The following is a 24,989-nucleotide window of genomic DNA, read 5'->3' on the forward strand; positions in this document are numbered from 1 at the left end:
AGGCAGGCTCTCGCCCGGAAAGCGCGATTAGTGCTCGCGAGTCGCCCGGAAGTCGACGTCAGGGAAGCGCTCTTTCGCCAAGTTCAGGTTCACCATGGTTGGCGCGATGTAACTTAGGTTATCACCACCATCTAGTGCCAGGTTTGTCTGGTTCTTGCGCTTGAACTCTTCCAGCGTCTTGGTATCGTTGCACTCTACCCAGCGTGCCGTGGCAACATTGACGCTTTCATAGATAGCTTCAACGTTGTATTCGGCCTTCAGGCGGGCAACAACCACATCGAACTGAAGCACACCAACCGCACCGACGATCAGATCGTTGTTCTGCAGCGGACGGAACACCTGCACCGCACCTTCTTCAGATAGCTGAACCAGGCCTTTTAGCAGCTGCTTCTGCTTCAGTGGATCTTTCAGGCGGATACGACGGAACAGTTCCGGAGCAAAGTTCGGGATACCGGCAAACTTGAGGCTTTCACCCTGGGTAAAGGTATCACCGATCTGGATGGTGCCATGGTTATGCAAACCGATAATGTCACCAGCATAGGCCTTTTCCGCACGTGAACGGTCACCGGCCATGAAGGTTACCGCATCAGAGATGCTGACGTTCTTGCCGGTACGGACATGGTTCATCTTCATGCCCTGGCTGTAGGTACCCGATACGATACGCATGAAGGCAATACGGTCACGGTGTTTCGGATCCATGTTCGCCTGAATTTTGAAGACAAAGCCCGAGAACTTCTCTTCGCTGGCTTCAACGTCACGCTCGTTGGCCTTACGTGGCATTGGCGTCGGCGCCCATTCAGTCAGGCCGTCCAGCATATGGTCAACACCAAAGTTACCCAGTGCCGTACCGAAGAAGACTGGTGTCAGCTCGCCGCTCAGGAACAGCTCACGGTCGAACTCGTGCGAGGCACCGATCACCAGCTCCAGCTCTTCACGCAACTGCTCAGCCAGAGAGTCACCAACCGCCACGTCCAGCTCAGGGTTATCCAGGCCTTTGATGATGCGAGCATCCTGAATCGTGTGGCCCTGGCCCGTCGAGTACAAAATCGTCTCGTCACGGTGAATATGGTAAACACCCTTGAACTCCTTACCACAGCCAATTGGCCATGATACCGGCGCGCAGGCCATGTTCAGCTCGGTTTCCACTTCATCCAGCAGTTCCATCGGATCACGGATATCACGGTCAAGTTTGTTCATGAAGGTGACGATCGGCGTATCACGCAGACGGGTAACTTCCATCAGCTTGCGGGTACGATCCTCGACACCCTTGGCCGCATCGATCACCATCAGGCAGGAGTCGACCGCGGTTAGAGTACGGTAGGTATCTTCCGAGAAATCTTCGTGTCCCGGGGTATCTAGCAGGTTGACCAGACAATCGTTGTACGGGAACTGCATAACCGAGGTAGTTACCGAGATCCCACGCTCTTTTTCCATTTCCATCCAGTCTGACTTGGCGTGCTGGTTAGAGCCACGGCCCTTGACCGTACCGGCTTTCTGGATCGCGTTTCCGAATAACAATACTTTTTCGGTAATCGTGGTTTTACCCGCATCCGGGTGAGAAATGATCGCAAACGTACGACGTTTGTTCACTTCAGCTAAAAAAGACATAAGCGTTGATAATCCTGTGAGAGATTTCAATAATCGAGCAGTAGCCCATCAAGCGTGAGCTACCCGGCTCCAAATAAGTAGACCGGAACCAAGTCTCGCTGCGAGACCCAGCCGGGTTCCATCATCTGCAAGGCAGAAACAAAGGGTGATTTAATTACAGTGAATTACATGTTTGCCTCTATCCTACGCAGCATGATCGTTGACTAGTGGAGCCTGAAAGATGGCGGAATTATACGCAAACTCCGCAGAAAGAAACAGCAGTAACACGGTGCTGATTCAAGTACCTGGCCCGTCGAGAGCGGCTACATGATCAGATAGGTCATGATCAGGGCGTCTTCGCGTCCGGTTTCAGCCGGGTAGTAGCCGATCCGGCGGTTGATCTCATTGAAGCCGACCGCCTCGTATAACTGGTAGGCACGGGCATTGCTGGCCCTGACTTCAAGCCAGATTTCCTCGGCATTCATGGCCGAGAGCTGATCGATAAAGCCTTCCAGCAATATCTTGCCGTACCCCTTGCCCTGACAGGCGGGATCAACGGCAATGTTGAGCAACGTCGCCTCGCCCGCCACATTCTGGCCAAAACAGTAGCCAACCGTCTGCCCGTCGATCTCAAGGACAAAATTGGCGGCAATCTTGCCCGGTGCTTTGCGGATCATCGATTCTGCCCAGGGAAACGCATGAGCAGCCTGCTCGATACGCCAGACGTCATCGAGATGGTGTGCGACTAAGGGAACAATTTTATGAGTCATAAGAACAAATCTGCTGCCATAAGGCTTTCTTGCTTGCTGGGTTGGTATGCATTTGTTTCAGTGATACTGATGTCAGCAACTGACACCCTGCCGGGTGCGCCGCCTGGCATCCGGCCAGCCAGCACCACGTTAAATGATGTTCACGGACCTGGTCCAGCGCCTGAGGAGGAAGTAACAGCGCCTGCTCGGGAGCCAGCTTCATACTCTTCAGGATCCGGCCAAAGAGCCAGCGGTCATGCTCATCCAGCACCTCGGAACAGACAAACAGCAGCTTACAAGTCTCCGGAAGGTCAATCACAGGTACTTGCATATCAGGAAAAAAGGACGGCTTCCTTACCTGCCAGTAAGTCAGGCCCATCTCCTGCAATACCTGTATATCTCTCTGATTCATCGTATTACCATTTTCTGTCTGGTGGCATCACTTCGGCAGGCGATCCTACCAGATCATGTGACGAAATAGAGCCATCGGTATCCGAATATTTTCAGGACCAATAAAAATACCACCCGCAGGTGGTATTTGACGGGCTCAGAACCTGTCGGGATCAGAGCTCGGAAAATTCCGCACAGTATTCCACCAGCCCGGTAATACCGGCCAGAGAATCCGGAACCAGCTCCAGCACCATGAACGCCTCATCCGGCACCGACCAGCTACAGCGCAGCCCGTGCTCAGAAGCTTTGACAAAGCCAGCCTTCGGATAATAGTCGCTGTGGCCCAGCACGACAGTCACCGGGTATCCCAGCTCAGCCAATATGCTCTTAGCCTCTTCCATCAGCGCCTGGCCAATACCTTGTCGCTGGTGTTCCGGCTTCACGGCCAGCGGTGCCAGCCCCTGCCAGTTACCTTCCTGTCCATCAACCGTGACCGGGCTGAAAAACAGGTGGCCAATCAACTCGCCGTCATCACTGCATGCCACCAAGGACAGAGTCCGGTGACCATTTTCACGCAGCTTCATCACCAGGTTTGCTTCCGCCTCGGTGTCAAATACGGCTTTCAGCAAACTGTCGATAGGAAGAATATCTGCCGGCGCTTCTGTTCTAATGAGCATTAATGACCTCTTTATCAGCCGCCATGTCCTGCATCCCTTTCTGGATGAAGTCTGCTGACTGCTGCAAAACAAATTTAACCGGGGCCGGAAGCAGCTCAAGATCAATACTGTCCATCAAGTTCTTCACTTCCAGTCCCAACTCGGTATCCCCTTCGATGCGAAGACGACGCTGGAAGAAGAGTGTATCAGGATCTTCCTTGCGCGCGGCAATTAATACCAAGTCATTACATTCGCCGCTGAAACTGACATCTTCCTGTTCAGCATGCTCCGAGACGACCAACTGCTCATCCTGGTAGCTGATATACCAGCGCAGACCAAGATCTCTGACCTCAACCTTTAGCCAGCGATCTTCCAGGAACTCAAAATCACCATCTTCCAGCGCTTCTTTAAACACCATCGCCAGACCATCAAGCATCACTTTTTTCTGAATGGCAAACGGGGTCATTTGGGCTGGCACGCGGATCAGAGCCGGGCCGTATTGCACCATGTGCTTTCGTAGTTGAGCAATCACTGTCTTATTATTCCTGTCTCTGTCGCAATTATTGACTGATTGTATGGCAATTATGGGGGAGCTTTTCATGCCTTGAGTCAAAAAAAACGCTTCTCTGAACGCAAAGTTTGGAATTACGGCATTATCACAGGTTATAGTACATAGCACTTAATTTACGGCTCCTCCCTGCCGGAGGGCAACGGATACGGATATACGCACCTTCAATGCCGACTGAGCAACTCAACTACTGGTTTCCGCTGCTGACCGATAACAGCCCTTTTCTGTTTGCAGTGCTAGATCCGGATCATAACTACCTGGTCGTCAACAATCGCTATTGCGAGATTAGCGGGCTGGAGCGCGAAGAATTAGTAGGCCAGAACGACAAAGACATTCTGGGTCAGGCATTCTATGACTCCCTTCGTCCCTATTACGAGCGCGCATTCAATGGCGAATCCGTCGAAGGCGAGGTGGTACTGAATGACAACCGTCATGATACCAGCATGCATTTCAGCCTGGCTCCGCTCAAAGATCAGGTTGGCGATATTCCCTATATCGTGCTGCACTCTGCCGATACCTCGGAGCGCCAGGTCCTGGTCAATTCACTGGCCGAACTGGAGCACCAGCTCAACCAGCTCAATGAATTAATCACCGACGGCAGTTGCCTGATCGAGGGAGAGATCATCATCTCGGCCAACCAGACCGCCGCCGATATGCTGGGTTTTGAATCCCCGCGAGATCTCATCGGCGAAGAGCTGGGACGGCTACTGATAGATAGTAGCAGCCAGCGCATTCTGGGCGAGCAGATCAACCAGCTGGGCAAGAACGAGCAGCGAAAGTGCCAGACCAGCCCTCGCTGCAGCACCGACAAGGCCCTGCAGGTATCATCGTCGGACATCACCCTGCTGGGTGCCCCGGCAAAACTCATTCTGCTGCAGGACACCTCCGAGCGAGCAGTCCAACAGGGCCAGGTTGAACTGCTTGTCCAAACCGACCCGCTCACCGGGCTTTATAACCGCCACGGCTTCAGCCGCCGGCTGGAGCAGTTGATCAACAACGAATCCCCGCTGGTGATGCTGTACCTTGATCTTGATAACTTCAAAAATATCAATGATTCACTTGGCCACCACATCGGAGACCGAGTACTGCAGGAAATCTCCCAGCGCCTGCGCCGCCTGCTGCCGGATACCGCCATTATCGGCCACCTGAGCGGCGACGAGTTTGCCATCATCCTGCAGGAACCCGAACATGACCGCAGCGGCGAGTTGATTTCGCAGCAGATCATCGCCCTGATCAACCAGCCCTTTGACCTGCACCACTTCAGCAAGCATCTGGCCTGCTCGATAGGCATGGTGACCTACCCGGGCGACGGTAACGATGCCCGTATTCTGTTGCAAAATGCCGATACCGCAATGTACGAGGCCAAGAACCGTGGTCGCAACCGTCTGGTCAAGTTCAGCGAGGAAATGAACAAAGAAGCCCGGATGCAACTATGGCTGGAAATCGAGTTGCAAAAAGCGCTGCAGCAAAATGGCCTGGAGGTCTGGTACCAGCCAAAGGTCAATGCCAAAGACTATGCCATCGACGGTGCCGAAGCCCTGGTGCGCTGGAAACATCCGGTAGAAGGCTATATCAGCCCGGCACAGTTTATCCCGGTCGCGGAGCGCTCCGGCATGATTGAGCAGCTCGGCCAGGTCGTGATAAGGGAAGTTTTCACCACGGTACGAAAATGGAAGCAGCAGGGTCTGCTATCCGGACGGGTGGCCATCAACCTGTCACCGCAGCAGTTTGGTAACCCGAACCTGATCAGCTTTGTTGAGAAGCTAAAGAAGGCAACCGGGGTCAACCCCAACGACATCACATTCGAGCTTACCGAAAGTGCCGTCATGAGCGACGGCGAGCATACTATCCAGATGCTCAATGCCATCAAGAAGCAGGGCTTTGCCCTCTCGATAGATGACTTCGGTACCGGCTACTCTTCCCTGTCCTATCTGGCGCGCTTCCCGCTCGACGAGCTGAAGATCGACCGGGCATTTATCAAAGATATCGAAACCATCCCCAAGCAGGTCACGCTCATCGAGAACATTATCAACCTCGGAAAGGCGCTAAGCATGAGTATTGTCGCAGAAGGGGTCGAGACCCGTCAGCAGGCGACCTTGCTGTCGAACCTCAATTGCGACTATATCCAGGGGTTCCATTTCTACAAGCCGCTACCCAAAAATGAGCTGGATGCCATTTTGCTCAAGCACAGCCGCCACAAGGACTAAGCGCTACCACTTTCTAGTTATAAAAGCTAGAGAAAAAAGTTGTCCTAAATCAACAAAACCTGCCTGACATCAAAACAAGGGGGCACTAAGCCCCCTACTATTTGCTCCATCACTTTTATTCCCACACTGGTAGAAATAATAATATGGAGCTACTTTGCCCCGCCGGTAACCTTCCGGCGCTGAAAACTGCCATTGATAACGGTGCGGATGCCGTGTATATCGGCTTTAAGGATGACACCAATGCCCGCCACTTTGCAGGTCTAAATTTTACAGGCAGAAAACTCGAAAAAGCCGTGCAGTATGTGAAAGATCACAACCGCAAACTGCATGTTGCGCTCAACACCTTCGCTCACCCGGACGGCTTCGAGCGCTGGAAACGTGCCGTCGACAATGCTGCTGCGATGGGGGTAGATGCCCTGATTGTGGCTGATATAGCGGTACTGGACTACGCGGCAACCACCTACCCGGACCTTGAGCTGCACCTCTCAGTACAAGCATCGGCAACCAATACCGCCGCGATCGATTTCTACCAGCAGAACTTCAACGTCAAGCGTGTCGTGCTGCCCCGCGTGCTGTCTATCCACCAGGTAAAACAGCTGGCCCGCAACACCGATATGCAGCTTGAAGTGTTTGCCTTCGGGAGCCTCTGCATCATGTCTGAGGGACGCTGCTACCTGTCCTCCTACATGACCGGCGAGTCGCCGAATACCGTCGGCGCCTGCTCACCGGCGAAATTTGTCCGCTGGCAGGAAACCCCACAAGGGCTGGAATCTCGCCTCAACGACGTGTTGATCGACCGTTACGAAGCAGGTGAGAACGCCGGCTACCCTACCTTGTGCAAGGGACGCTTCGAAGTGGACTTCGAGGGCGAGAGCAGACGCTATCACGCGCTGGAAGAGCCAACCAGCCTCAATACCCTGGAGATCCTGCCAGAACTGTTCAAAGCCAATATTGCCTCGGTGAAAATTGAAGGCCGCCAGCGCAGCCCTGCCTATGTCGAGCAGGTAACCCGTACCTGGCGCGCGGCTATCGATCGCTATCTGGCTGATCCGGAAGGCTACAGCGTCGATCCGGCGTGGAACGCCTGCCTGGGCAACGTGTCCGAAGGCAAACAGACGACCCTCGGCGCGTATCACCGCAAGTGGCAATAAAGGAAAACATGATGAAATATTCTCTAGGCCCGCTCCTTTACTTCTGGTCCAAGCCGGATGTCGAGAGCTTCTACCAGCAGGTCAAAGAAACCAATACCGATATTGTCTACCTGGGTGAGACAGTCTGCTCCAAGCGTCGTGAAATGCGCCCGGCCCATTGGCTTGATATCGCCAGAGATATCTCGGCTACGGGCAAGCAGGTCGTGCTGTCGACCATGGCACTGCTGGAGGCGCCAAGCGAAGTCAATGTAATGAAAAAGTACATTGATAACGGCGACTTCATCATCGAGGCCAACGATGTCTCCGCCATTCAGATGGCGCACGAGAAAGGCATACCGTTTGTCGTTGGGCCGGCAGTCAACTGCTACAATGCCCAGACCCTGAACCTGTTCCTGAAAAAAGGCATGGTTCGCTGGTGTATGCCTGTCGAGCTGTCCCGTGACTGGCTCCAGAATGTAGTTAACGAGTGCGAGAAAATGGGCATTCGTGATCAGTTCGAGACCGAGGTTTTCAGCTACGGCTACCTGCCGCTGGCCTACTCGGCCCGTTGCTTTACCGCCCGTGCCGAGGACCGTGCCAAGGACGATTGCGAAACCTGCTGCATCAAGTATCCAACCGGGATCACCGTCAACAGCCAGGAGTCGCAGAAGGTCTTTACCCTTAACGGTATCCAGACCCAGTCAGGCTACTGCTATAACCTGATCAACGATCTCAAGAGCATGGATAACCTGGTCGATGTGGTACGTCTCAGCCCGCTAGGCAACGAGACCCTGCCGCTTATTGACACCTTCCGCAGCAACGAACAAGGCGCCACGCAGCACAAACTGGCAGGCGGCCACCAGTGCAACGGTTACTGGCATAACCTGGCCGGACTCGATATCGCATAATGTCCATGCCGTTATGACCCAAACAAAAAAGCCGCGTCTGATGACGCGGCTTTTCTTTGTCTTTTTCACCTAGGCTTCGCCTTAGCTATCACCAGCGGCAACTGGCTGCTCGACACTTGCTTCTGCCATCAGGCGGCTTAGCTCCAGCAGCGAGAACCGGTGCTCGACAAACTCGTAGACATTGCCGGCAAGCGCCAGTTTATACAGCATCAACGCAGCCTGGAAATCTTTGTTATAATGATACAGCTTGGCCATGTAGAAATACGCTTCGGTCAAGCGCTGGGCCAGCATGTCGTTGTCTTCACTTTCGGCGGTGATCTGTGCAAGCAGCTCGCTCTCGGTCAGCTCGCCGACATACATCCTGACAATTTGCCATCCCCAGTCCTGCTTGTCGCTAACGTCATAGCGGCGTTTCAGCTTATCTTTGGCCGTCTCAGGCTCTCGTTCCAGGTCAACGAGGTACAGCCAAATCACCCGGTAGGGGTCGTTCACATTCTGCTGGTAGTGGGCAATGAGATCTTCATGGGCCAGCTCGTAGCGCCCGCCGTAATATAGGGCAATGCCCCGGTTGCGCTGAGCAAACGGGTGGCTGATGTTCAGCTCGAGCGTAGAATCAAACGCCTCATAGGCCGCATCAAAGTGCGCACTTTGAGTGAAATACACACCCAGAATATTAAAAACATCAGGTTGATCAGGCTTAAGCGACAGCGACTGGTTAAAGTCAAGGCGGGCAAGATCACGCAAACCAATGCTGTCGTGCAACAAACCGCGCTCGTAGTAGACCTGTGCCAGGGTGTCGTCATTAAGATCATTGCGTTTTAGTAACTGATCAATACGAGCCAGCTGGATCTGCTGTTGAATCGTTGGCTGGAACGGTACCGCCAGCGGCGGATTGGTCCAGTTTGACTGAGGGGCTGCCGTACAGCCAGCCAACACCATAATCATCGCAACGCATGCGATTGTTAACCTGTTTGCAATCAATGCAATTCTCCCTGAGGTGAAACTGACGAGTCTTCTTACTAGCTTATACCATCAGTACAAATAAGGCGGCTATCGATCGATGCCGAATACCCGCCTAAGTAACTCATGAGTATAAAAAAGGGGCTGAAGAGCCCCCTTTATAACATGCTTTTAGAAGAAAGACTTAAGCTTCTGGCTTTTCGTCTTGAGCGGCTGCCGGCGCTTGCTCGGCGGCTGCTTCTTTCATGCTTAGACGGATACGGCCCTGACGGTCAATTTCAAGTACTTTAACCTTCACTTCCTGGCCCATCTGTAGGTGATCGGCAACCTTCTCGATACGCTCCTGAGCGATTTGAGAAATGTGTACCAGACCTTCCTTCGTACCGATAACAGATACAAACGCACCGAAGTCAACGATACGCATAACCTTACCGGTATAGATACGACCAACTTCAACGTCGGCAGTGATTTCTTCGATGCGACGGATTGCTTCTTTCGCAGCAGTCCCTTCAGTCGCAGCAATCTTCACTGTACCGTCATCTTCGATTTCAATCGTAGTGCCAGTCTCTTCAGTTAGTGCACGGATAACCGCACCACCTTTACCGATAACGTCTTTGATCTTCTCTGGATTGATCTTCAACGTGTGGATGCGAGGAGCAAACTCAGAGATATCTTCACGGTGCGTGCCGATTGCATCGTCCATCACGCTCAGGATGTGCTTACGCGCACCTTTCGCCTGGTTTAGAGCGATCTGCATGATTTCTTTAGTGATACCTTCAATCTTGATATCCATCTGCAGCGCAGTGATACCATCGTCAGTACCTGCTACTTTAAAGTCCATGTCACCAAGGTGGTCTTCATCACCCAGGATGTCAGAAAGAACTACGAAATCATCGCCTTCTTTCACAAGACCCATTGCGATACCAGCAACAGACGCTTTGATTGGCACACCAGCATCCATAAGAGCCAGAGAAGTACCACAAACAGACGCCATTGAAGATGAACCGTTTGATTCAGTGATTTCAGAAACCACACGTACTGTGTACGGGAATTCGTCAACAGATGGCATTACCGCTGCAATACCACGCTTAGCCAGCTTACCGTGACCAATTTCACGACGCTTAGGCGAACCTACAAAACCCGTTTCACCAACACAGTATGGAGGGAAGTTGTAGTGTAGAAGGAAGTGATCTTTCTTCTCGCCAGTTAGGCCATCGATGATTTGCGCATCACGCTGGGTACCCAGTGTCGCGGTAACCAGTGCCTGAGTTTCACCACGAGTGAACAGAGATGAACCGTGAGTACGAGGAAGTACACCAGTACGTACATCTAGTGCACGAACCATGTCTTTTTCACGGCCGTCAATACGCGGGTTGCCGGCGATAATGCGGCTACGCACAACGTTCTTCTCAAGAGAGCTCAGCATGTCGCGAATTTCGCGCTCTTCCAGTGTCTCGTCTTCTGCAAGCAGAGCTTCAACAACGTCATTCTTGATCGCGCCAACTTGCTCGTAGCGAGACATTTTTTCAGTAATTTGGTACGCCTCAGACAGACGTGCTTCTGCTTTCTCGGCAACACGTGCTTTTAGCTCAGTGTTGACTTCAGGTGCAGTCCAATCCCATGCAGGCGTAGCAACTTCTGCTGCGAACTCGTTGATGGCATTGATTACTGTTTGCTGCTGGTCGTGACCAAATACTACAGCTTGTAGCATCTGCTCTTCAGACAGACGGTCAGCTTCTGATTCAACCATCAGAACCGCACCTTCCGTACCGGCAACAACAAGATCTAGACGGCTTTCTTCTAGTTCAGTATTGCTTGGGTTAAGAACGAACTGATCGTTAACGTAACCAACACGTGCAGCACCGATAGGACCATTGAATGGAATACCAGAAATAGCCAGTGCCGCAGACGTACCAATCATAGTAACGATATCTGGGCTTACATCTGGGTTTACAGAAACAACAGTCGCAATAACCTGCACTTCGTTTTTGAAATCATCTGGGAATAGCGGACGGATTGGACGGTCAATCAGACGTGCAGTCAGCGTTTCGCCTTCAGATGGACGGCCTTCGCGCTTGAAGAAGCCACCTGGGATTTTACCAGCCGCGTAAGTACGTTCTTGGTAGTTAACAGTCAGTGGGAAGAAGTCTTGGCCTTCTACTGCTGTTTTTTTACCAACTACAGATACAAACACAGATGTGTCATCCATGCTTACCATTACAGCAGCAGTTGCTTGACGTGCCATAACACCAGTTTCGATAGTAACCGTGTGGTTACCGTACTGGAAAGTCTTTACGATAGGATTCACGTGAATTTCCTTAATTATATTCCGCTTTCTATTTGCGTCGTTAAGTATATCTGACACAAGGAAAAGCGTCATGTGATGAAAGACACTTTACGGTGATTTCACGTATCGCGACTAATGAAAATTCTCTATGACTAGAAGAACTGTCATTAGCCGCGACCTGAAGGTCGACGAAAACGACTCGCGAACTCACGGTGTAAAATATCAGTGATGGTTCATCAATCAACTCGCTACAGGATCATTCAATCAGCAGTGACGATGCAGGTATCGGATGAGACGGTAGAGAGGAGTATTAACGAACAATAAAAAAGAAAGGAGCCATCAGGCTCCTTTCTCAAAGCAATCTTAGCGACGTAGGCCTAGACGCTTGATTAGGTCTTGGTAGCGATCTAGGTTCTTACCTTTAAGGTAGTCTAGAAGCTTACGACGACGAGAAACCATACGTAGCAGACCGCGACGGCTGTGGTGGTCGTGTTTGTGGTTAGCAAAGTGACCTTGAAGGTGGTTGATTTGTGCTGTTAGCAGTGCAACCTGAACTTCAGGAGAACCAGTGTCGTTTGCGCCTTGCGCGTATTCAGCAACGATTGCTGCTTTAGTTTCTGCATTCAGAGACATAACTCATTCCTAATACAAAGTGTTTCTAAATTTGTGCCAGCCAATCTCTGATTCAGCCGACACCCGAGCCGCGAATTATACGTGTAGCCCTGCATGACTACAAGGAAAGATTCAAATAAGTCGCGTAAGTGGCGAGTTTCGGGTTTATAGTGGCGAGATGCGAGGAGAGTCGGGTCCTGCTGATAGATATGAAAGAGCAGAATATTCTTATCAAATATTCTGCTCTTAAATACCAAACCTCAGGGAAGCTTTTTCCTAGGACCTAGCTACCTAGAACCCGCGCTTTCCGCTTTTTCTAGGAACTAGCTTCTAGGTTCTCGTCCCTTAGTCTTGCTTGTTCGCCATCACACGCTTCGGCGCCAGCATGCCATCTTCGTCGATAACACCGACACCGATAAACTCACGCTGTTCGCCAACCGTAATGCGAGCCAAGGTCCCCGTCTCGGGAACACGGCCAGCCTGCACCGGATTACCGTTCAGGATATACACCGCCAGTGCTGGCAATATATTGACTTCCGGCAAGTCCTGTACCGCACTGTCAGTCGGCAGCAGCAACGGGTCAAGCAGCTCGCTTGGCGCAATGTCCTGCTCCTTGGCCTGATCCAGCAATGCCTGTAGCTGCTCCAACGTCACAATGCGATCCATCGGATAGTTGGACACCCCAGTACGACGCAGATAGGTCACATGGGCACCGCAACCTAGCATCTCGCCCAGATCATCAACAATCGTGCGGATGTAGGTCCCTTTTGATACATGCAGCTCCATTTCGACTTCGTTGTTGTCAAAGCGGAGAAGCTCGACAGAATACACGGTGATCTTGCGAGACTCACGAGGCACCTCGATCCCTTCGCGGGCGTATTCATACAGCTTACGCCCCTGGTATTTCAGGGCCGAGTACATCGATGGAATTTGATCGGTTGTGCCGCGGAACTTGGCAATGCAACGCTCTAGCTGACCACGGTCCACTTTCACCTCGCGAGTCTGAACGACTTCACCGTCAGAATCCGAGGTATCAGTACGTTCACCTAACTTGGCCACAACGCGATAGCGCTTGTCCGAGTCGAGCAGGAACTGGGAAAACTTCGTCGCTTCACCAAAGCAGATTGGCAGCATACCGGTTGCCAATGGATCAAGTGCCCCGGTATGCCCCGCTTTCTGCGCGAAGAAGATACGCTTTACTTTCTGCAGCGTATCGTTCGAGCTAAGTCCGGTTGGTTTGTCGAGGAGGATAACCCCGTCGACCGGACGCCCCTTACGACGACGTGCCATGGATTACTCCTCGCCTTCTTCAGCGTCATCACCGCGACGATCTTCATCATCACGGACAGCCTTGCTGACCAGGTTAGAAATACGCATACCTTCGGTCAGTGACTTGTCGAAGATGAAGTTAAGCTCAGGGGTAACGCGCAGACGGATCTGCTTGCCCAGTAGCGAGCGGATATAAGGAGCCAGTTCGCGCAGTGCTTCCAGGCTGTCCTCAGGAGTTTGCTCACCCACGGTCAAAAATGTCACGTACACTTTTGCGTAGCCCATATCGCGTGATACATCGACACTCGAGATGGTTGCCATTGCGATGCGCGGATCTTTGATTTCGCGCTGCAGGATCACCGCCAGCTCTTTTTGCAGCTGCTGTGCAACTCGCTGGGTACGGCTGAATTCTTTTGCCATATTCGTTTTCTCTCTCTAAGAATTTAGCTCTTGAAAGAATGGGGAGCCGAAGCTCCCCATAAGATTAGTTGTTATAAAACAGCTTGTTGTCTTGAGTAATTAATCAAGAGTACGCTGGATTTCAACAATTTCGTAAACTTCGATCTGGTCACCAACGCGAACATCATTGTAGTTCTTAACGCCGATACCACACTCGTAGCCGTTCTTAACTTCGTTCACGTCGTCTTTGAAGCGACGTAGCGATTCTAGCTCACCTTCGTAGATTACAACATTATCACGTAGAACACGGATAGGGTTGTTACGCTTGATGATACCTTCAGTAACCATACAACCAGCAATTGCGCCGATCTTAGGTGACTTGAACACATCGCGAACTTCTGCAAGACCGATGATTTCCTGCTTGAACTCAGGAGATAGCATACCGCCCATTGCCGCTTTCACTTCGTCAATCAGCTGGTAGATGATTGAGTAGTAACGCAGATCCAGGTTCTCGTTCTCAACAATACGACGAGCCGGAACATCAGCACGAACGTTGAAACCAAGTACGATAGCGTTAGATGCTGCAGCAAGTACTGCATCAGTCTCGGTAATACCACCAACACCAGAACCGACGATATTCACTTTAACTTCATCGGTAGACAGTTTAACCAGTGAATCAGCAATCGCTTCGATAGAACCCTGTACATCAGCTTTTAGTACAACGTTCAACTCAGCAACGTCACCTGCAGTCATGTTAGAGAACATGTTTTCAAGTTTCGCTTTCTGCTGGCGAGCCAGTTTAACATCGCGGAATTTACCCTGACGGTAAAGTGCAACTTCACGTGCTTTACGCTCGTCACGAACAACGGTTGCTTCGTCACCAGAAGAAGGTACACCAGAAAGACCTAAGATCTCTACCGGGATAGACGGGCCAGCAGACTCGATGTCTTGACCAAGCTCATCACGCATAGCACGAACACGGCCATGCTCTAGACCACAAAGAACGATATCGCCCTTGCGTAGCGTACCTGACTGAACCAGAATGGTTGCAACCGGACCACGGCCCTTATCAAGGCGAGATTCAACAACCACACCGCTCGCCATACCTTCTTTAACTGCAGTCAGTTCAAGAATTTCAGACTGAAGCAGGATAGCTTCTAGCAGACCGTCAATGTTAGTACCTTGCTTCGCAGAGATGTGAACAAACATGTTCTCACCGCCCCACTCTTCAGGGATAACATCGTACTGTGCCAGTTCGTTCTTCACGTTGTCTGGGTTAGCGTCTTCTTTATCGATCTTGTTTACAGCAACAATCAGAGGTACACCGGCCGCTTTTGCGTGCTGGATTGCTTCAATTGTTTGTGGCATAACGCCATCATCTGCAGCAACAACCAGTACAACGATATCCGTCGCCTGAGCACCACGAGCACGCATAGCGGTAAACGCGGCGTGTCCAGGAGTATCAAGGAAGGTAATCATACCGTTGCCAGTTTCAACGTGGTATGCACCGATATGCTGGGTAATACCGCCGGCTTCGCCAGAAGCAACGTGTGCTTGACGAATGTAATCCAGTGTTGATGTCTTACCATGGTCAACGTGGCCCATGATAGTTACAACAGGAGCACGAGATTCAGTCGCGGCATTCTCGTCACGATCAGACATGATCGCTTCTTCAAGTTCATTCTCTTTACGAAGAATAACTTTGTGACCCATTTCTTCAGCAACTAGCTGTGCTGTTTCCTGGTCGATTACCTGGTTGATGGTAACCATAGCGCCCATTTTCATCATCACTTTGATGATTTCTGTCGCTTTCACTGACATTTTGCTCGCCAGTTCAGAAACAACAATGGTTTCACCGATCACTACGTCAGATTTAGCAACGGTTGCTGTTTTGTCAAAGCCATGCTGCATCGATGTAGGTGCATTAACCTGAGACTTTTTCTTACCACCGCGACCACGCTGGTTACGAGAGCCACGACCTTTGTTACGGTCATCAGCTTTCGCAGCAGGTTTTTTCTTCTTACGACGACCGCCTTCTTCTTTGCGATCGGCTTCATCTTCAGCTGCGCGAGCGTAGCTAGAAGTTGTTGTATGGTAATCTGATTTTTCCATGCTCGTTGTCGCCTGATCAGGTTTCGACCAGTTTTTCTCGTTCTGTTCTGCCATTTTGCGTGCCTCTTCTAGCTGGCGCTGACTCTCTTCTTCGGCTTTACGCTTGGCTTCCTCTTCCCTGCGACGTTGTAGCGCCTCAGCTTCTTTCTTAGCCTGTTGGTCAGCGGCGGCGCGCTTAGCCTTTTCGTCAGCTAAACGCTTGTCCTCAGCGTCACGATCCAGCTTGTCCTCAGCGTCACGATTGGCCTTATGTCCTGCATTTTGCTTAGCTTTCTCTTCAGCTAAGCGCTTTTCTTCAGCGGCACGCTTAGCTGTTTCTTCAGCTTCACGTTTCGCCTGCTCTTCTGCTTCACGCTTGGCAGCTTCTTCGGCTGCGCGCTTAGCGGCTTCTTCAGCTTCACGCTGAGCCGCTTCTTCAGCTTGGCGTTTCGCATCTTCAGCTACGCGCTGCTCTTCTTCAAGGGCAGAACGTTTTACATAGGTGCGCTTTTTGCGCACCTCTACCTGAACACTTTTATTCTTGCCGCCAGAGCCCGAGACACTCAGAGTACTTCGGGTCTTGCGCTGCAGAGTAAGGCGTGTAGGAGCCTCGCCAGTAGTGCTGTCGCCACCATGTTCTTTCTTAAGGTGAGACAACAACGACTGCTTTTCTTGTTGGCTTACGCTTTCTTCAGCTTTCTTGCTGATACCAGCATCGGCAAACTGTTGAAGCAAACGATCAATCGGAGTACCAATTTCCTCGGCTAATGCTTTAACTGTAACCTCTGACATGCTGCTCCTCCCTTGCTTTTTAAAATTACGCTTCGTCGCTGAACCAGCAAATATTACGCGCGGCCATGATTAGCTCGCCCGCTTTAGCTTCGTCCATACCTTCGATGTCAGTCAGGTCATCGGTACCCTGATCCGCCAGATCTTCAAGCGTGCTTACACCTTTCGCAGCCAGTTTGAACGCCATTTCGCGCTCAAGGCCGTCAAGACCAAGCAGGTCGTCAGCAGGTTCAACACCTTCAAAAGACTCTTCTTGAGCAAGAGCAAGCGTTGTCAGAGCTTCTTTAGCACGGCTACGAAGTTCGTCGACCATGTCTTCATCAAGACCGTCAACAGCCATCAGCTCGTTAACTGGTACGTAAGCGATTTCTTCGAGTGTAGTGAAGCCTTCTTCAACCAGTACAGTCGCGAAGTCTTCATCAATATCAAGATGCTTGGTAAACACCTCGATAGATTCCTGTGCTTCTTCCTGATGCTTTTTCTGCAGATCTTCTACAGTCATGACATTCAGTTCCCAGCCGGTCAGCTGAGATGCCAGACGCACGTTCTGGCCACTACGGCCGATTGCCTGAGCAAGGTTATCCTTCTCGACAGCAATATCCATAGTGTGGTTGTCTTCATCAACGATGATCGAGCTAACTTCTGCCGGCGCCATCGCATTGATAACATACTGTGCCGGGTTCTCATCCCAAAGCACGATGTCGATACGCTCACCGCCCAGTTCACCAGATACAGCCTGAACACGAGCACCACGCATACCCACACAAGCGCCGACAGGGTCGATGCGCTTATCATTGGTTTTCACTGCAATCTTGGCACGAGAACCTGGATCGCGAGCTGCACCCATCAGTTCGATAAGCTCTTCACCGATTTCCGGCACTTCGATACGGAACAGCTCAGAAAGCATCTCAGGCTTAGAACGGGTCATGAACAGCTGGAAGCCACGCGCATCAGGGCGAACAGCATACAGCAAACCACGAACACGGTCACCCGGACGGAAGTTTTCGCGCGGTAGCTGATCATCACGCTGGATAACGGCTTCAGCATTGTTACCCAGGTCAATGATAACAGCATCACGGTTTACTTTTTTGACCACGCCCGTGATTAGCTCACCTTCGTTGTCGATAAACTGTTCTACGATTTGCGCTCGCTCTGCTTCACGTACTTTCTGTACGATAACCTGCTTCGCGGTTTGCGTCGTGATACGGTCGAAAGTAACAGACTCGATCTCGTCTTCAACGAAGCCGTCAAGTTCGATGCTTTCATCTTCGAACTGAGCCGCTTCTAGGGTAATTTCAAGCGTCGGCTGAGTCACTTCCTCAACAGCTTTCCAACGACGGAAAGTCTCGAACTCACCGGTTTTACGATCGATAGCGACACGCACGTCGATTTCAGCTTCGTGCTTTTTCTTTGTCGCTGTTGCCAGTGCGATCTCTAACGCTTCGAAGATACGCTCACGAGGAACAGCTTTTTCGTTGGATACCGCTTCAACGACAGCCAAGATTTCTTTGTTCATTTCTAATGCCCCAATTTTAGCGGTTAGAATTTTGGAACCAGATTGGCTTTGGAAATATTGCTCAGCGCAAATGTTTCTTCATTGCCATCAACTTTCAGAGTGACTAGCTCGCCTTCAACAGCAATGATGTCACCTTTCCACTTGCGACGATTGTCCATCGCCATTTTTAATACCAAGCTGACCTCGTGGCCAATAAATTGCTGGTAATGTGCAGCTTTGAATAGCGGCCTTTCCAGACCAGGGGAAGATACCTCCAGGTTGTAAGCCACAGTAATAGGATCTTCTACATCCATTACCGCGCTGATTTGGCGGCTAACTTCGGCGCAGTCGTCAACCGTAATGCCGTTTTCATGGTCGATGAAAACACGTAACGTTGAGTGCTCGCCTGCACGGATAAATTCCAAACCGACTAGTTCATAGCCCAAAGCCGTTACCGGCGCTTCGAGCAGTTCGGTTAATTGCATCTCTAAAGCTGTCAAAACAACCCCCTGGAAACAAAAAAAGGGCACTAAAGCCCAGTAGATACCTGAATGGTCATTTTTCAGATAATAAAAAACCCCGAATTACGGGGTTTTTTATCACTGGACCCTGATTGCCACAGCCTTGGCTATGACAGAAAAAACATACTTCCTTAATAGGATAGTCGTTTTTTCGGAAAGTGGTTGCGGGGGCTGGATTTGAACCAACGACCTTCGGGTTATGAGCCCGACGAGCTACCAAGCTGCTCCACCCCGCGTCCGTAATCTGAGGCGATTATATCGCTCAGATGTTGCCCTTTCAAGCAACGAATAATGGTGCCGAGAAGGGGACTTGAACCCCTACACCTTGCGGCACTAGCACCTCATGCTAGCGTGTCTACCAATTTCACCATCTCGGCTAAATCTTTAATTACTGAGGAATGTCACTGTTTACAGGTGCACTCTCAGTTTTTTCTACAACTTGCTCAGTCGCTGGAGCACTCAGGTCTTCCCAGCCACTTGTTTCCTGCGCTTGCTTAGCACTCATGTTGCCAAGAACAAGACTAATTGCAAAGAAAACAGTTGCACAAACTGCAGTCATTCGGGTCAGAAAATTTCCAGAGCCGCTAGCGCCGAACAATGTTCCTGAAGCGCCAGCCCCAAATGAGGCTCCCATATCTGCGCCTTTACCTTGCTGAACCAAAACTAGGCCGATAACACCAAGCGCAGCCAACAGATAAATCACAAGTAGAATTTCGTACATGGGTTCCACCTATGGTTAAATTGTTGTGCCGGCTTTGCTAAAGCAGTGCCAGCGCACCCCCTTCAATCAAGGAGCGAATGCATACTAGCGAAAGCCTAAACCTGTGACAAGTAAAATTTCAACAAAAAGCTATATCAGTGAATCACTTGACCAAGTTTTAAGCAAAGCCGACGATAAAATCACCGTTCCCGGTGAATCAAATTAGCAGTTATCTTTTACTGCCTGAGCAATAGCTAATGCAGATTCTTTAACTAAATCAGCATCTTCGCCTTCAACCATCACACGAATCAACGGCTCGGTGCCCGACTTGCGCAATAATACCCGGCCGCTATCACCCAGTTTAGCCTCAACCGCCGCCTGTGCCGACAATACCGCATCTGATTCGAGCGGATTGGACTCACCGGCGAAACGGACATTCTCCAGCACCTGTGGGTACATTGTCATTCCGTCACACAGCTCTTTCAGTGACATCTTGCTACCGACAATGGAGGCCATGACCTGCAGACCGGCAACAATGCCGTCACCCGTGGTCACTTTATCCAGCATGATCACATGGCCAGAGTTTTCGGCACCGATCAACCAGTTCTGCTTAACCAGCTCTTCCATTACGTAACGGTCACCGACTTTGGCACGGACAAACGGGATACCGAGATTTTTCAGCGCCACTTCCATACCGAGGTTCGTCATTAGTGTACCGACAACCCCGCCTTTCAATTCACCTCGGCGCAGCGCATCACGGGCAATAATGTAGGCAATCTGGTCACCGTCAACCTTGTTGCCTTCCTCGTCGACCATAATAACCCGGTCGCCGTCGCCATCAAGGGCAAAACCAAAGTGTGCTTTTTCCTCCAGCACCTTGGCTTGCAGGGCTGCGACATCCGTTGCCCCGACTTTATCGTTGATGTTGGTACCATTTGGCTCACAACCTAGAGTGATCACCTCGGCACCCAGCTCTTTAAGCACATTCGGGGCAATGTGGTAAGTCGCACCATGGGCACAGTCGACAACGATTTTATAACCGGCCAGGCTCAGTTCAGACGGGAAGGTGCCTTTACAGAACTCGATATAACGACCGGCCGCATCGGCAATTCGTTTCGCCTTGCCCAGCATCGCCGACTCCACACAAGTCAGCGGCTTTTCCAGTTCTTCTTCAATCGCCAGCTCAATCTCGTCGGGCAGCTTGGTTCCTTCCGAGGAGAAGAACTTGATCCCGTTGTCATAATAAGGGTTGTGCGATGCCGAAATCACAATACCGGCCTCGGCGCGAAATGTCCGTGTCAGGTAGGCTACCGCAGGGGTAGGCATCGGACCGGTAAAAGCGGCCTGCAGGCCTGCTGCTGCCAACCCGGCTTCCAGTGCCGACTCCAGCATATAACCAGAGATACGGGTATCCTTACCGATGATCACTTTCTTGGTGCCCTGCTTAGACAACACGCGACCCGCCGCCCAGCCCAGTTTCAGGACAAAGTCCGGGGTAATTGGGGCCTGTCCGACCAAGCCACGGATCCCATCGGTACCAAAGAACTTACGTTCAGCCATTTTCAGCTCCTAGCTATTATTTATTTTATTCCTGCTCTAATGTCATCCGACACACTTTCAAGACATCAACGGTTTCTTGTGCGTCATGGACACGAATAATCTGCGCCCCTTTCATGGCAGCAATGGCTGCACATGCCAGGCTTCCAGCCATACATTCGGCAGGTTTTTTATCAAGTAACTTAAATATCATTGATTTACGCGACATACCAACAAGCAGGGGTAAACCAAATTGGTGAAATTTATCCAGATGCGCGAGCAACTGATAATTATGCTCCAGGGTTTTACCGAATCCGTACCCCGGATCCAGCAACAACTGTTCGCGGCGGATCCCGGCCGCCTCGCATGCCTCGACCCGCTCGGCGAGGAACTGGCCGACATCGGCAATCACATCTTGATAAGTCGGTTGCTGTTGCATTGTACGCGGCTGCCCCTTCATATGCATCAGGCAAACCGGCACATTGGCCTTCGCCGCTGCCGCCATCGCCCCCGGCTCTTGCAGAGCGCGAACATCATTGATCAGATCTGCACCTGCTGCAACCGCCTCGGTCATCACCTGCGCCTTGCTGGTATCGATAGAGATCCAGCAGTCAAACCGCTGGCGGATCGCCTCAATCACCGGAACGACCCGATCAAGCTCATCACTCTGCACAACATCGGCAGCACCCGGACGGGTTGACTCCCCCCCGATATCAATAATGCTGGTTCCGGCAGCCAGCATCGACTCGACATGGTAAAGCGCATTATCAAGGCGATTAAATTTCCCCCCATCGGAAAATGAGTCCGGGGTCACATTGAGGATCCCCATTGCATGGGAGTGCGAAAGATCGAGGGTTTTGTCTTTACTGGTCAGAATCATCACAGTGTCCATTTGCTACAAACCACAGAATAAAAAAAACCCCGAGCCTGCTCGGGGTTTCATTTTCAGAACAACAATTACGCTTGTGGCTTGTCGTCTTCTTTATCTTCAGTCTTCGGTGCTTCAGCACTATCAGACACCGGCTTTTCTTCAGCAGGCGTGTCAGCCTTTTCCGCATCAGAATCCGAGTCGACATCAGACGCCTTCAATGTATCACCTTCATCAGTCCAGCCTTTCGGCGCACGGATTTCAGCTTTACGGGCCATCAAATCATCGATTTGACCAGCATCGATTGTCTCATACTTCATCAATGCTTCTTTCATCGCATGCATGATGTCCATGTTCTGGCTCAGAATTTCACGCGCTCGCTCGTAGTTACGATCAATCAGCGCACGAACTTCCGTATCGATGGCACGGGCTGTTTCATCAGACATGTGTTTTGTCTGTGTTACAGAGCGGCCAAGGAATACTTCACCTTCGTCTTCAGCATACAGCAGCGGACCTAGCTTGTCTGAGAAGCCCCACTGAGTCACCATCTTACGGGCAATGTCAGTTGCTCGCTCGATATCATTCGATGCACCGGTCGACACTTTATCTACACCGTAGATAAGCTCTTCCGCCAGTCGGCCACCGTATAGGCTCGAAATCATCGACTCGAGGAACTCACGAGAATGGCTGACTCGGTCTTGCTCAGGCAAGTACATAGTCACACCCAGCGCGCGGCCACGAGGAATAATCGATACCTTGTAAACCGGATCATGGTCCGGTACCAGGCGACCGATAATTGCGTGACCAGCCTCATGGTAGGCGGTTGACTCTTTCTGCTCGTCCGTCATCACCATTGACTTGCGCTCTGCGCCCATCATGATTTTGTCTTTGGCAAGCTCGAATTCCACCATAGAAACGGTACGCTTGTTGCCGCGAGCCGCAAACAAGGCAGCCTCGTTGACCAGGTTAGCCAAATCGGCACCAGAGAAACCCGGTGTACCACGTGCAATCAGTGATGGTTTAACATCGCCGTCCAGCGGTACTTTACGCATGTGCACTTTCAGGATTTGCTCACGACCACGTACATCCGGCAGACCAACCACAACCTGACGGTCGAAACGGCCCGGACGAAGCAATGCTGGGTCCAGTACATCTGGGCGGTTAGTCGCGGCAATAACGATGATACCTTCATTACCCTCGAAACCATCCATCTCAACCAGCATCTGGTTAAGCGTCTGCTCACGCTCATCGTGACCACCACCGACACCAGCACCACGCTGACGGCCGACAGCATCGATTTCATCGATAAAGATGATACAAGGTGCCGCTTTCTTCGCCTGCTCAAACATGTCACGGACACGGGATGCACCCACACCAACGAACATTTCTACGAAGTCAGAACCCGAAATGGTAAAGAACGGAACCTTCGCTTCACCGGCAATCGCTTTAGCCAGCAAGGTTTTACCCGTACCAGGAGGACCAACCATAAGAACACCCGTCGGGATCTTACCACCCAACTTCTGGAAGCGGCTCGGATCACGCAGGTAATCCACCAGCTCCTTCACGTCTTCTTTGGCTTCGTCACAGCCTGCAACGTCGCTGAAGGTCGTTTTAATCTGATCTTCACTCATCATGCGTGCTTTAGACTTACCGAACGACATGGCACCTTTGCCACCGCCGCCCTGCATCTGGCGCATGAAGAAAATCCAAACACCAATAAGAAGCAGCATTGGGAACCAGGAGATGAAGATAGAAGCCAGCAGGCTCGGCTCTTCAGGTGGTGTACCCATCACCTTCACATTAGCGTTAATAAGGTCGTCTAATAGCTTTTGATCGTTGTAGACAGGCAGATAAGTGACGTATCGCGTGTTATCACGTTTATATACGGTGATCTCACGATCATTGAATCGCGCTTCCCTTATCTGATCCTGACCGATTTCACGGACAAAGGTTGTATAGTCGACTTGACGGCCAGCACTGTCACCGGGACCAAAGCTCTGAAATACAGACATCAGAACCACAGCGATGACCAACCACAAAATCAAGTTTTTTGCCATGTCACTCAAGGTGTTAACCTCGCGATAACTTAAAGATGAATTTAGGGTACTACAGTTTGTAACCTGTAGCTACAATATAGACCTCACGAGAGCGATCTCGTGACGAATCCGGTTTACGAATTTTAACCACTTTGAACATGCTACGCACGTCAGCCAGGTACTGGTCAAAGCCTTCACCCTGGAAAACTTTTACCGCAAAGCTGCCGTTCGGCGCAAGTACTTGCCTACACATATCTAATGCTAGTTCAACAAGATACATTGCTCTAGGTTGATCTGACGCCAAGTTGCCGCTCATGTTAGGCGCCATATCTGAAAGTACCACATCAACCATGTCTGGCTGAATACGATCCAACAGTGCATCCAACACAGCCTCTTCACGGAAATCACCTTGCAAGAAACTTACTCCCGGCAGCGAATCCATAGGCAGAATATCACAGGCAATCACCTGTCCTTCATCACCGACGACTTCAGCTGCATACTGAGACCAGCCCCCAGGTGCCGCACCCAGATCGACAACTGTCATACCGGGCTTTAGCAGCTTATCCTTATTTTGAATCTCTTCAATTTTAAAGATAGCGCGAGAACGGTAGCCTTTCTTCTGTGCCTCCTGAACATATTTATCATCAAAATGCTCTTTCAGCCAACGTCCGGAGCTCCCCGATTGTTTTTTTCGACTCATGATTTACCTAATGAGTTAGCGTACTTATAAAGTATACTCGACCACTTTACAGTGACGTATACTAAACAAATTAGTCTTCTAGACTAGATGGCGTTAGAATACCGTGTTTTCAACCCTTATCATCAAAAAATAGAGTCTCCATGAACCTAAGCACCAAACAGAAGCAATACCTGAAGGGTCTTGCCCACAACCTAAAGCCTGTTGTCCTTATGGGTGCAAACGGCCTGACAGAAGCGGTTCTGGCCGAAATCGAACTCGCGCTTGACCACCATGAACTTATCAAGGTTAAGGTTGCTGCAGAAGAACGCGAAACAAAAGTTTTGATCGTCGATGCAATTGTTCGTGAAACGAAAGCAGAAAAAGTACAAGTTATCGGTAAAACACTTGTTCTTTACCGCCCGAGCGAAGAGCGTAAAATCGAACTTCCTCGCAAATAAAAAAGGCCGCCGACGCGGCCTTTTTTACACCCAGGTAATGGCATGGAGTGCCACTATCTACCGCAACCCGTTGTTACATTCACTAACAATATAA

General features: G+C 50.9%; 22 protein-coding genes and 2 tRNA genes. 4 read left to right on the plus strand and 20 right to left on the minus strand.

Going from position 1 to position 24,989, the window contains the following annotated elements; genetic code table 11:
- Nucleotides 1–27: 27 nt before the first annotated feature.
- From prfC to ubiT, 5 genes are all read right to left on the minus strand, one after another.
- The gene (prfC, locus tag BIT28_RS04800) at nt 28–1,608 is read right to left on the minus strand and encodes a peptide chain release factor 3 (protein ID WP_075762508.1); all 1,581 of its coding nucleotides are present in this window, start codon (nt 1,606–1,608) and stop codon (nt 28–30) included.
- Between the two features lie 302 nt (nt 1,609–1,910).
- Nucleotides 1,911–2,357, minus strand: a complete 447-nt coding sequence (gene rimI, locus BIT28_RS04805) for a ribosomal protein S18-alanine N-acetyltransferase (RefSeq protein WP_075762509.1) — start codon at nt 2,355–2,357, stop codon at nt 1,911–1,913.
- Complete coding sequence (locus tag BIT28_RS04810; RefSeq protein ID WP_075762510.1) at nt 2,347–2,748, minus strand: DNA polymerase III subunit psi; 402 nt, start codon at nt 2,746–2,748, stop codon at nt 2,347–2,349. The genes rimI and BIT28_RS04810 overlap by 11 nt, the downstream gene beginning before the upstream one ends.
- Before the next feature lie 151 nt (nt 2,749–2,899).
- Nucleotides 2,900–3,403, minus strand: a complete 504-nt coding sequence (locus tag BIT28_RS04815; protein ID WP_075762511.1) for a GNAT family N-acetyltransferase — start codon at nt 3,401–3,403, stop codon at nt 2,900–2,902.
- Nucleotides 3,393–3,914: a ubiquinone anaerobic biosynthesis accessory factor UbiT gene (gene ubiT / locus BIT28_RS04820; RefSeq protein WP_075762512.1), complete on the minus strand. Its 522-nt coding sequence runs from the start codon at nt 3,912–3,914 to the stop codon at nt 3,393–3,395. Before ubiT ends, BIT28_RS04815 begins: the two co-directional genes overlap by 11 nt.
- A 203-nt stretch (nt 3,915–4,117) precedes the next feature.
- Here ubiT and BIT28_RS04825 point away from each other — a divergent pair, with 203 nt between their 5' ends.
- The 3 genes from BIT28_RS04825 (at nt 4,118) to BIT28_RS04835 (ending at nt 8,195) form a co-directional block, all read left to right on the plus strand.
- Nucleotides 4,118–6,157 (plus strand): sensor domain-containing protein, encoded by a 2,040-nt coding sequence (locus BIT28_RS04825; protein ID WP_075762513.1) that lies wholly within the window; start codon nt 4,118–4,120, stop codon nt 6,155–6,157.
- Nucleotides 6,158–6,300: 143 nt separating this feature from the next.
- A complete protein-coding gene (ubiU, locus tag BIT28_RS04830; protein ID WP_075762514.1) occupies nt 6,301–7,308 on the plus strand; it encodes a ubiquinone anaerobic biosynthesis protein UbiU in 1,008 nt (335 codons plus the stop codon).
- Between the two features lie 11 nt (nt 7,309–7,319).
- The gene (locus BIT28_RS04835) at nt 7,320–8,195 is read left to right on the plus strand and encodes a U32 family peptidase (RefSeq protein ID WP_075762515.1); all 876 of its coding nucleotides are present in this window, start codon (nt 7,320–7,322) and stop codon (nt 8,193–8,195) included.
- Between the two features lie 81 nt (nt 8,196–8,276).
- Here BIT28_RS04835 and nlpI read toward each other — a convergent pair whose 3' ends face one another.
- The 15 genes from nlpI to rlmE all read right to left on the minus strand — a co-directional run bounded on the left by nlpI (nt 8,277) and on the right by rlmE (nt 24,458).
- Nucleotides 8,277–9,176, minus strand: coding sequence for a lipoprotein NlpI (gene nlpI / locus BIT28_RS04840; protein WP_075762516.1), 900 nt, complete (start codon nt 9,174–9,176; stop codon nt 8,277–8,279).
- A 163-nt stretch (nt 9,177–9,339) separates the two neighbouring features.
- Nucleotides 9,340–11,463, minus strand: a complete 2,124-nt coding sequence (pnp, locus tag BIT28_RS04845) for a polyribonucleotide nucleotidyltransferase (protein WP_075762517.1) — start codon at nt 11,461–11,463, stop codon at nt 9,340–9,342.
- A 342-nt stretch (nt 11,464–11,805) separates the two neighbouring features.
- Nucleotides 11,806–12,075 carry a 30S ribosomal protein S15 gene (gene rpsO / locus BIT28_RS04850; protein ID WP_007464817.1) on the minus strand — a complete coding sequence of 90 codons (270 nt, stop codon included), beginning with the start codon at nt 12,073–12,075 and terminating at the stop codon, nt 11,806–11,808.
- Between the two features lie 324 nt (nt 12,076–12,399).
- Complete coding sequence (truB, locus tag BIT28_RS04855; RefSeq protein ID WP_075762518.1) at nt 12,400–13,344, minus strand: tRNA pseudouridine(55) synthase TruB; 945 nt, start codon at nt 13,342–13,344, stop codon at nt 12,400–12,402.
- 3 nt (nt 13,345–13,347) lie between these two features.
- On the minus strand, nt 13,348–13,743 hold the full coding sequence (gene rbfA, locus BIT28_RS04860; RefSeq protein WP_075762519.1) for a 30S ribosome-binding factor RbfA: 396 nt from the start codon (nt 13,741–13,743) through the stop codon (nt 13,348–13,350).
- A gap of 99 nt (nt 13,744–13,842) precedes the next feature.
- On the minus strand, nt 13,843–16,605 hold the full coding sequence (gene infB / locus BIT28_RS04865; RefSeq protein ID WP_075762520.1) for a translation initiation factor IF-2: 2,763 nt from the start codon (nt 16,603–16,605) through the stop codon (nt 13,843–13,845).
- A gap of 25 nt (nt 16,606–16,630) precedes the next feature.
- Complete coding sequence (gene nusA / locus BIT28_RS04870) at nt 16,631–18,118, minus strand: transcription termination factor NusA (protein WP_075762521.1); 1,488 nt, start codon at nt 18,116–18,118, stop codon at nt 16,631–16,633.
- Nucleotides 18,119–18,141: 23 nt separating this feature from the next.
- Nucleotides 18,142–18,597: a ribosome maturation factor RimP gene (gene rimP / locus BIT28_RS04875; protein ID WP_075762522.1), complete on the minus strand. Its 456-nt coding sequence runs from the start codon at nt 18,595–18,597 to the stop codon at nt 18,142–18,144.
- A gap of 180 nt (nt 18,598–18,777) precedes the next feature.
- Nucleotides 18,778–18,854 (minus strand) — tRNA-Met (locus BIT28_RS04880).
- Nucleotides 18,855–18,910: 56 nt separating this feature from the next.
- A tRNA-Leu gene (locus BIT28_RS04885) sits at nt 18,911–18,995 on the minus strand.
- An 11-nt stretch (nt 18,996–19,006) separates the two neighbouring features.
- Nucleotides 19,007–19,339, minus strand: a complete 333-nt coding sequence (gene secG / locus BIT28_RS04890; protein WP_075762523.1) for a preprotein translocase subunit SecG — start codon at nt 19,337–19,339, stop codon at nt 19,007–19,009.
- 201 nt (nt 19,340–19,540) lie between these two features.
- The gene (glmM, locus tag BIT28_RS04895; RefSeq protein ID WP_075762524.1) at nt 19,541–20,878 is read right to left on the minus strand and encodes a phosphoglucosamine mutase; all 1,338 of its coding nucleotides are present in this window, start codon (nt 20,876–20,878) and stop codon (nt 19,541–19,543) included.
- Between the two features lie 25 nt (nt 20,879–20,903).
- Nucleotides 20,904–21,734, minus strand: a complete 831-nt coding sequence (gene folP, locus BIT28_RS04900) for a dihydropteroate synthase (RefSeq protein ID WP_075762525.1) — start codon at nt 21,732–21,734, stop codon at nt 20,904–20,906.
- A gap of 77 nt (nt 21,735–21,811) precedes the next feature.
- Nucleotides 21,812–23,788 carry an ATP-dependent zinc metalloprotease FtsH gene (gene ftsH, locus BIT28_RS04905; protein WP_217696617.1) on the minus strand — a complete coding sequence of 659 codons (1,977 nt, stop codon included), beginning with the start codon at nt 23,786–23,788 and terminating at the stop codon, nt 21,812–21,814.
- 40 nt (nt 23,789–23,828) lie between these two features.
- Nucleotides 23,829–24,458: a 23S rRNA (uridine(2552)-2'-O)-methyltransferase RlmE gene (gene rlmE, locus BIT28_RS04910; RefSeq protein WP_075762527.1), complete on the minus strand. Its 630-nt coding sequence runs from the start codon at nt 24,456–24,458 to the stop codon at nt 23,829–23,831.
- A gap of 140 nt (nt 24,459–24,598) precedes the next feature.
- Between rlmE and yhbY the strand changes: the two genes are divergently transcribed.
- Nucleotides 24,599–24,895 carry a ribosome assembly RNA-binding protein YhbY gene (gene yhbY, locus BIT28_RS04915; protein ID WP_007464838.1) on the plus strand — a complete coding sequence of 99 codons (297 nt, stop codon included), beginning with the start codon at nt 24,599–24,601 and terminating at the stop codon, nt 24,893–24,895.
- The last annotated feature ends 94 nt before the right edge of the window (nt 24,896–24,989 follow it).

The organism is Photobacterium proteolyticum, from assembly GCF_001939735.1.
GTDB classification, from domain to species: Bacteria; Pseudomonadota; Gammaproteobacteria; order Enterobacterales; family Vibrionaceae; genus Photobacterium; species Photobacterium proteolyticum.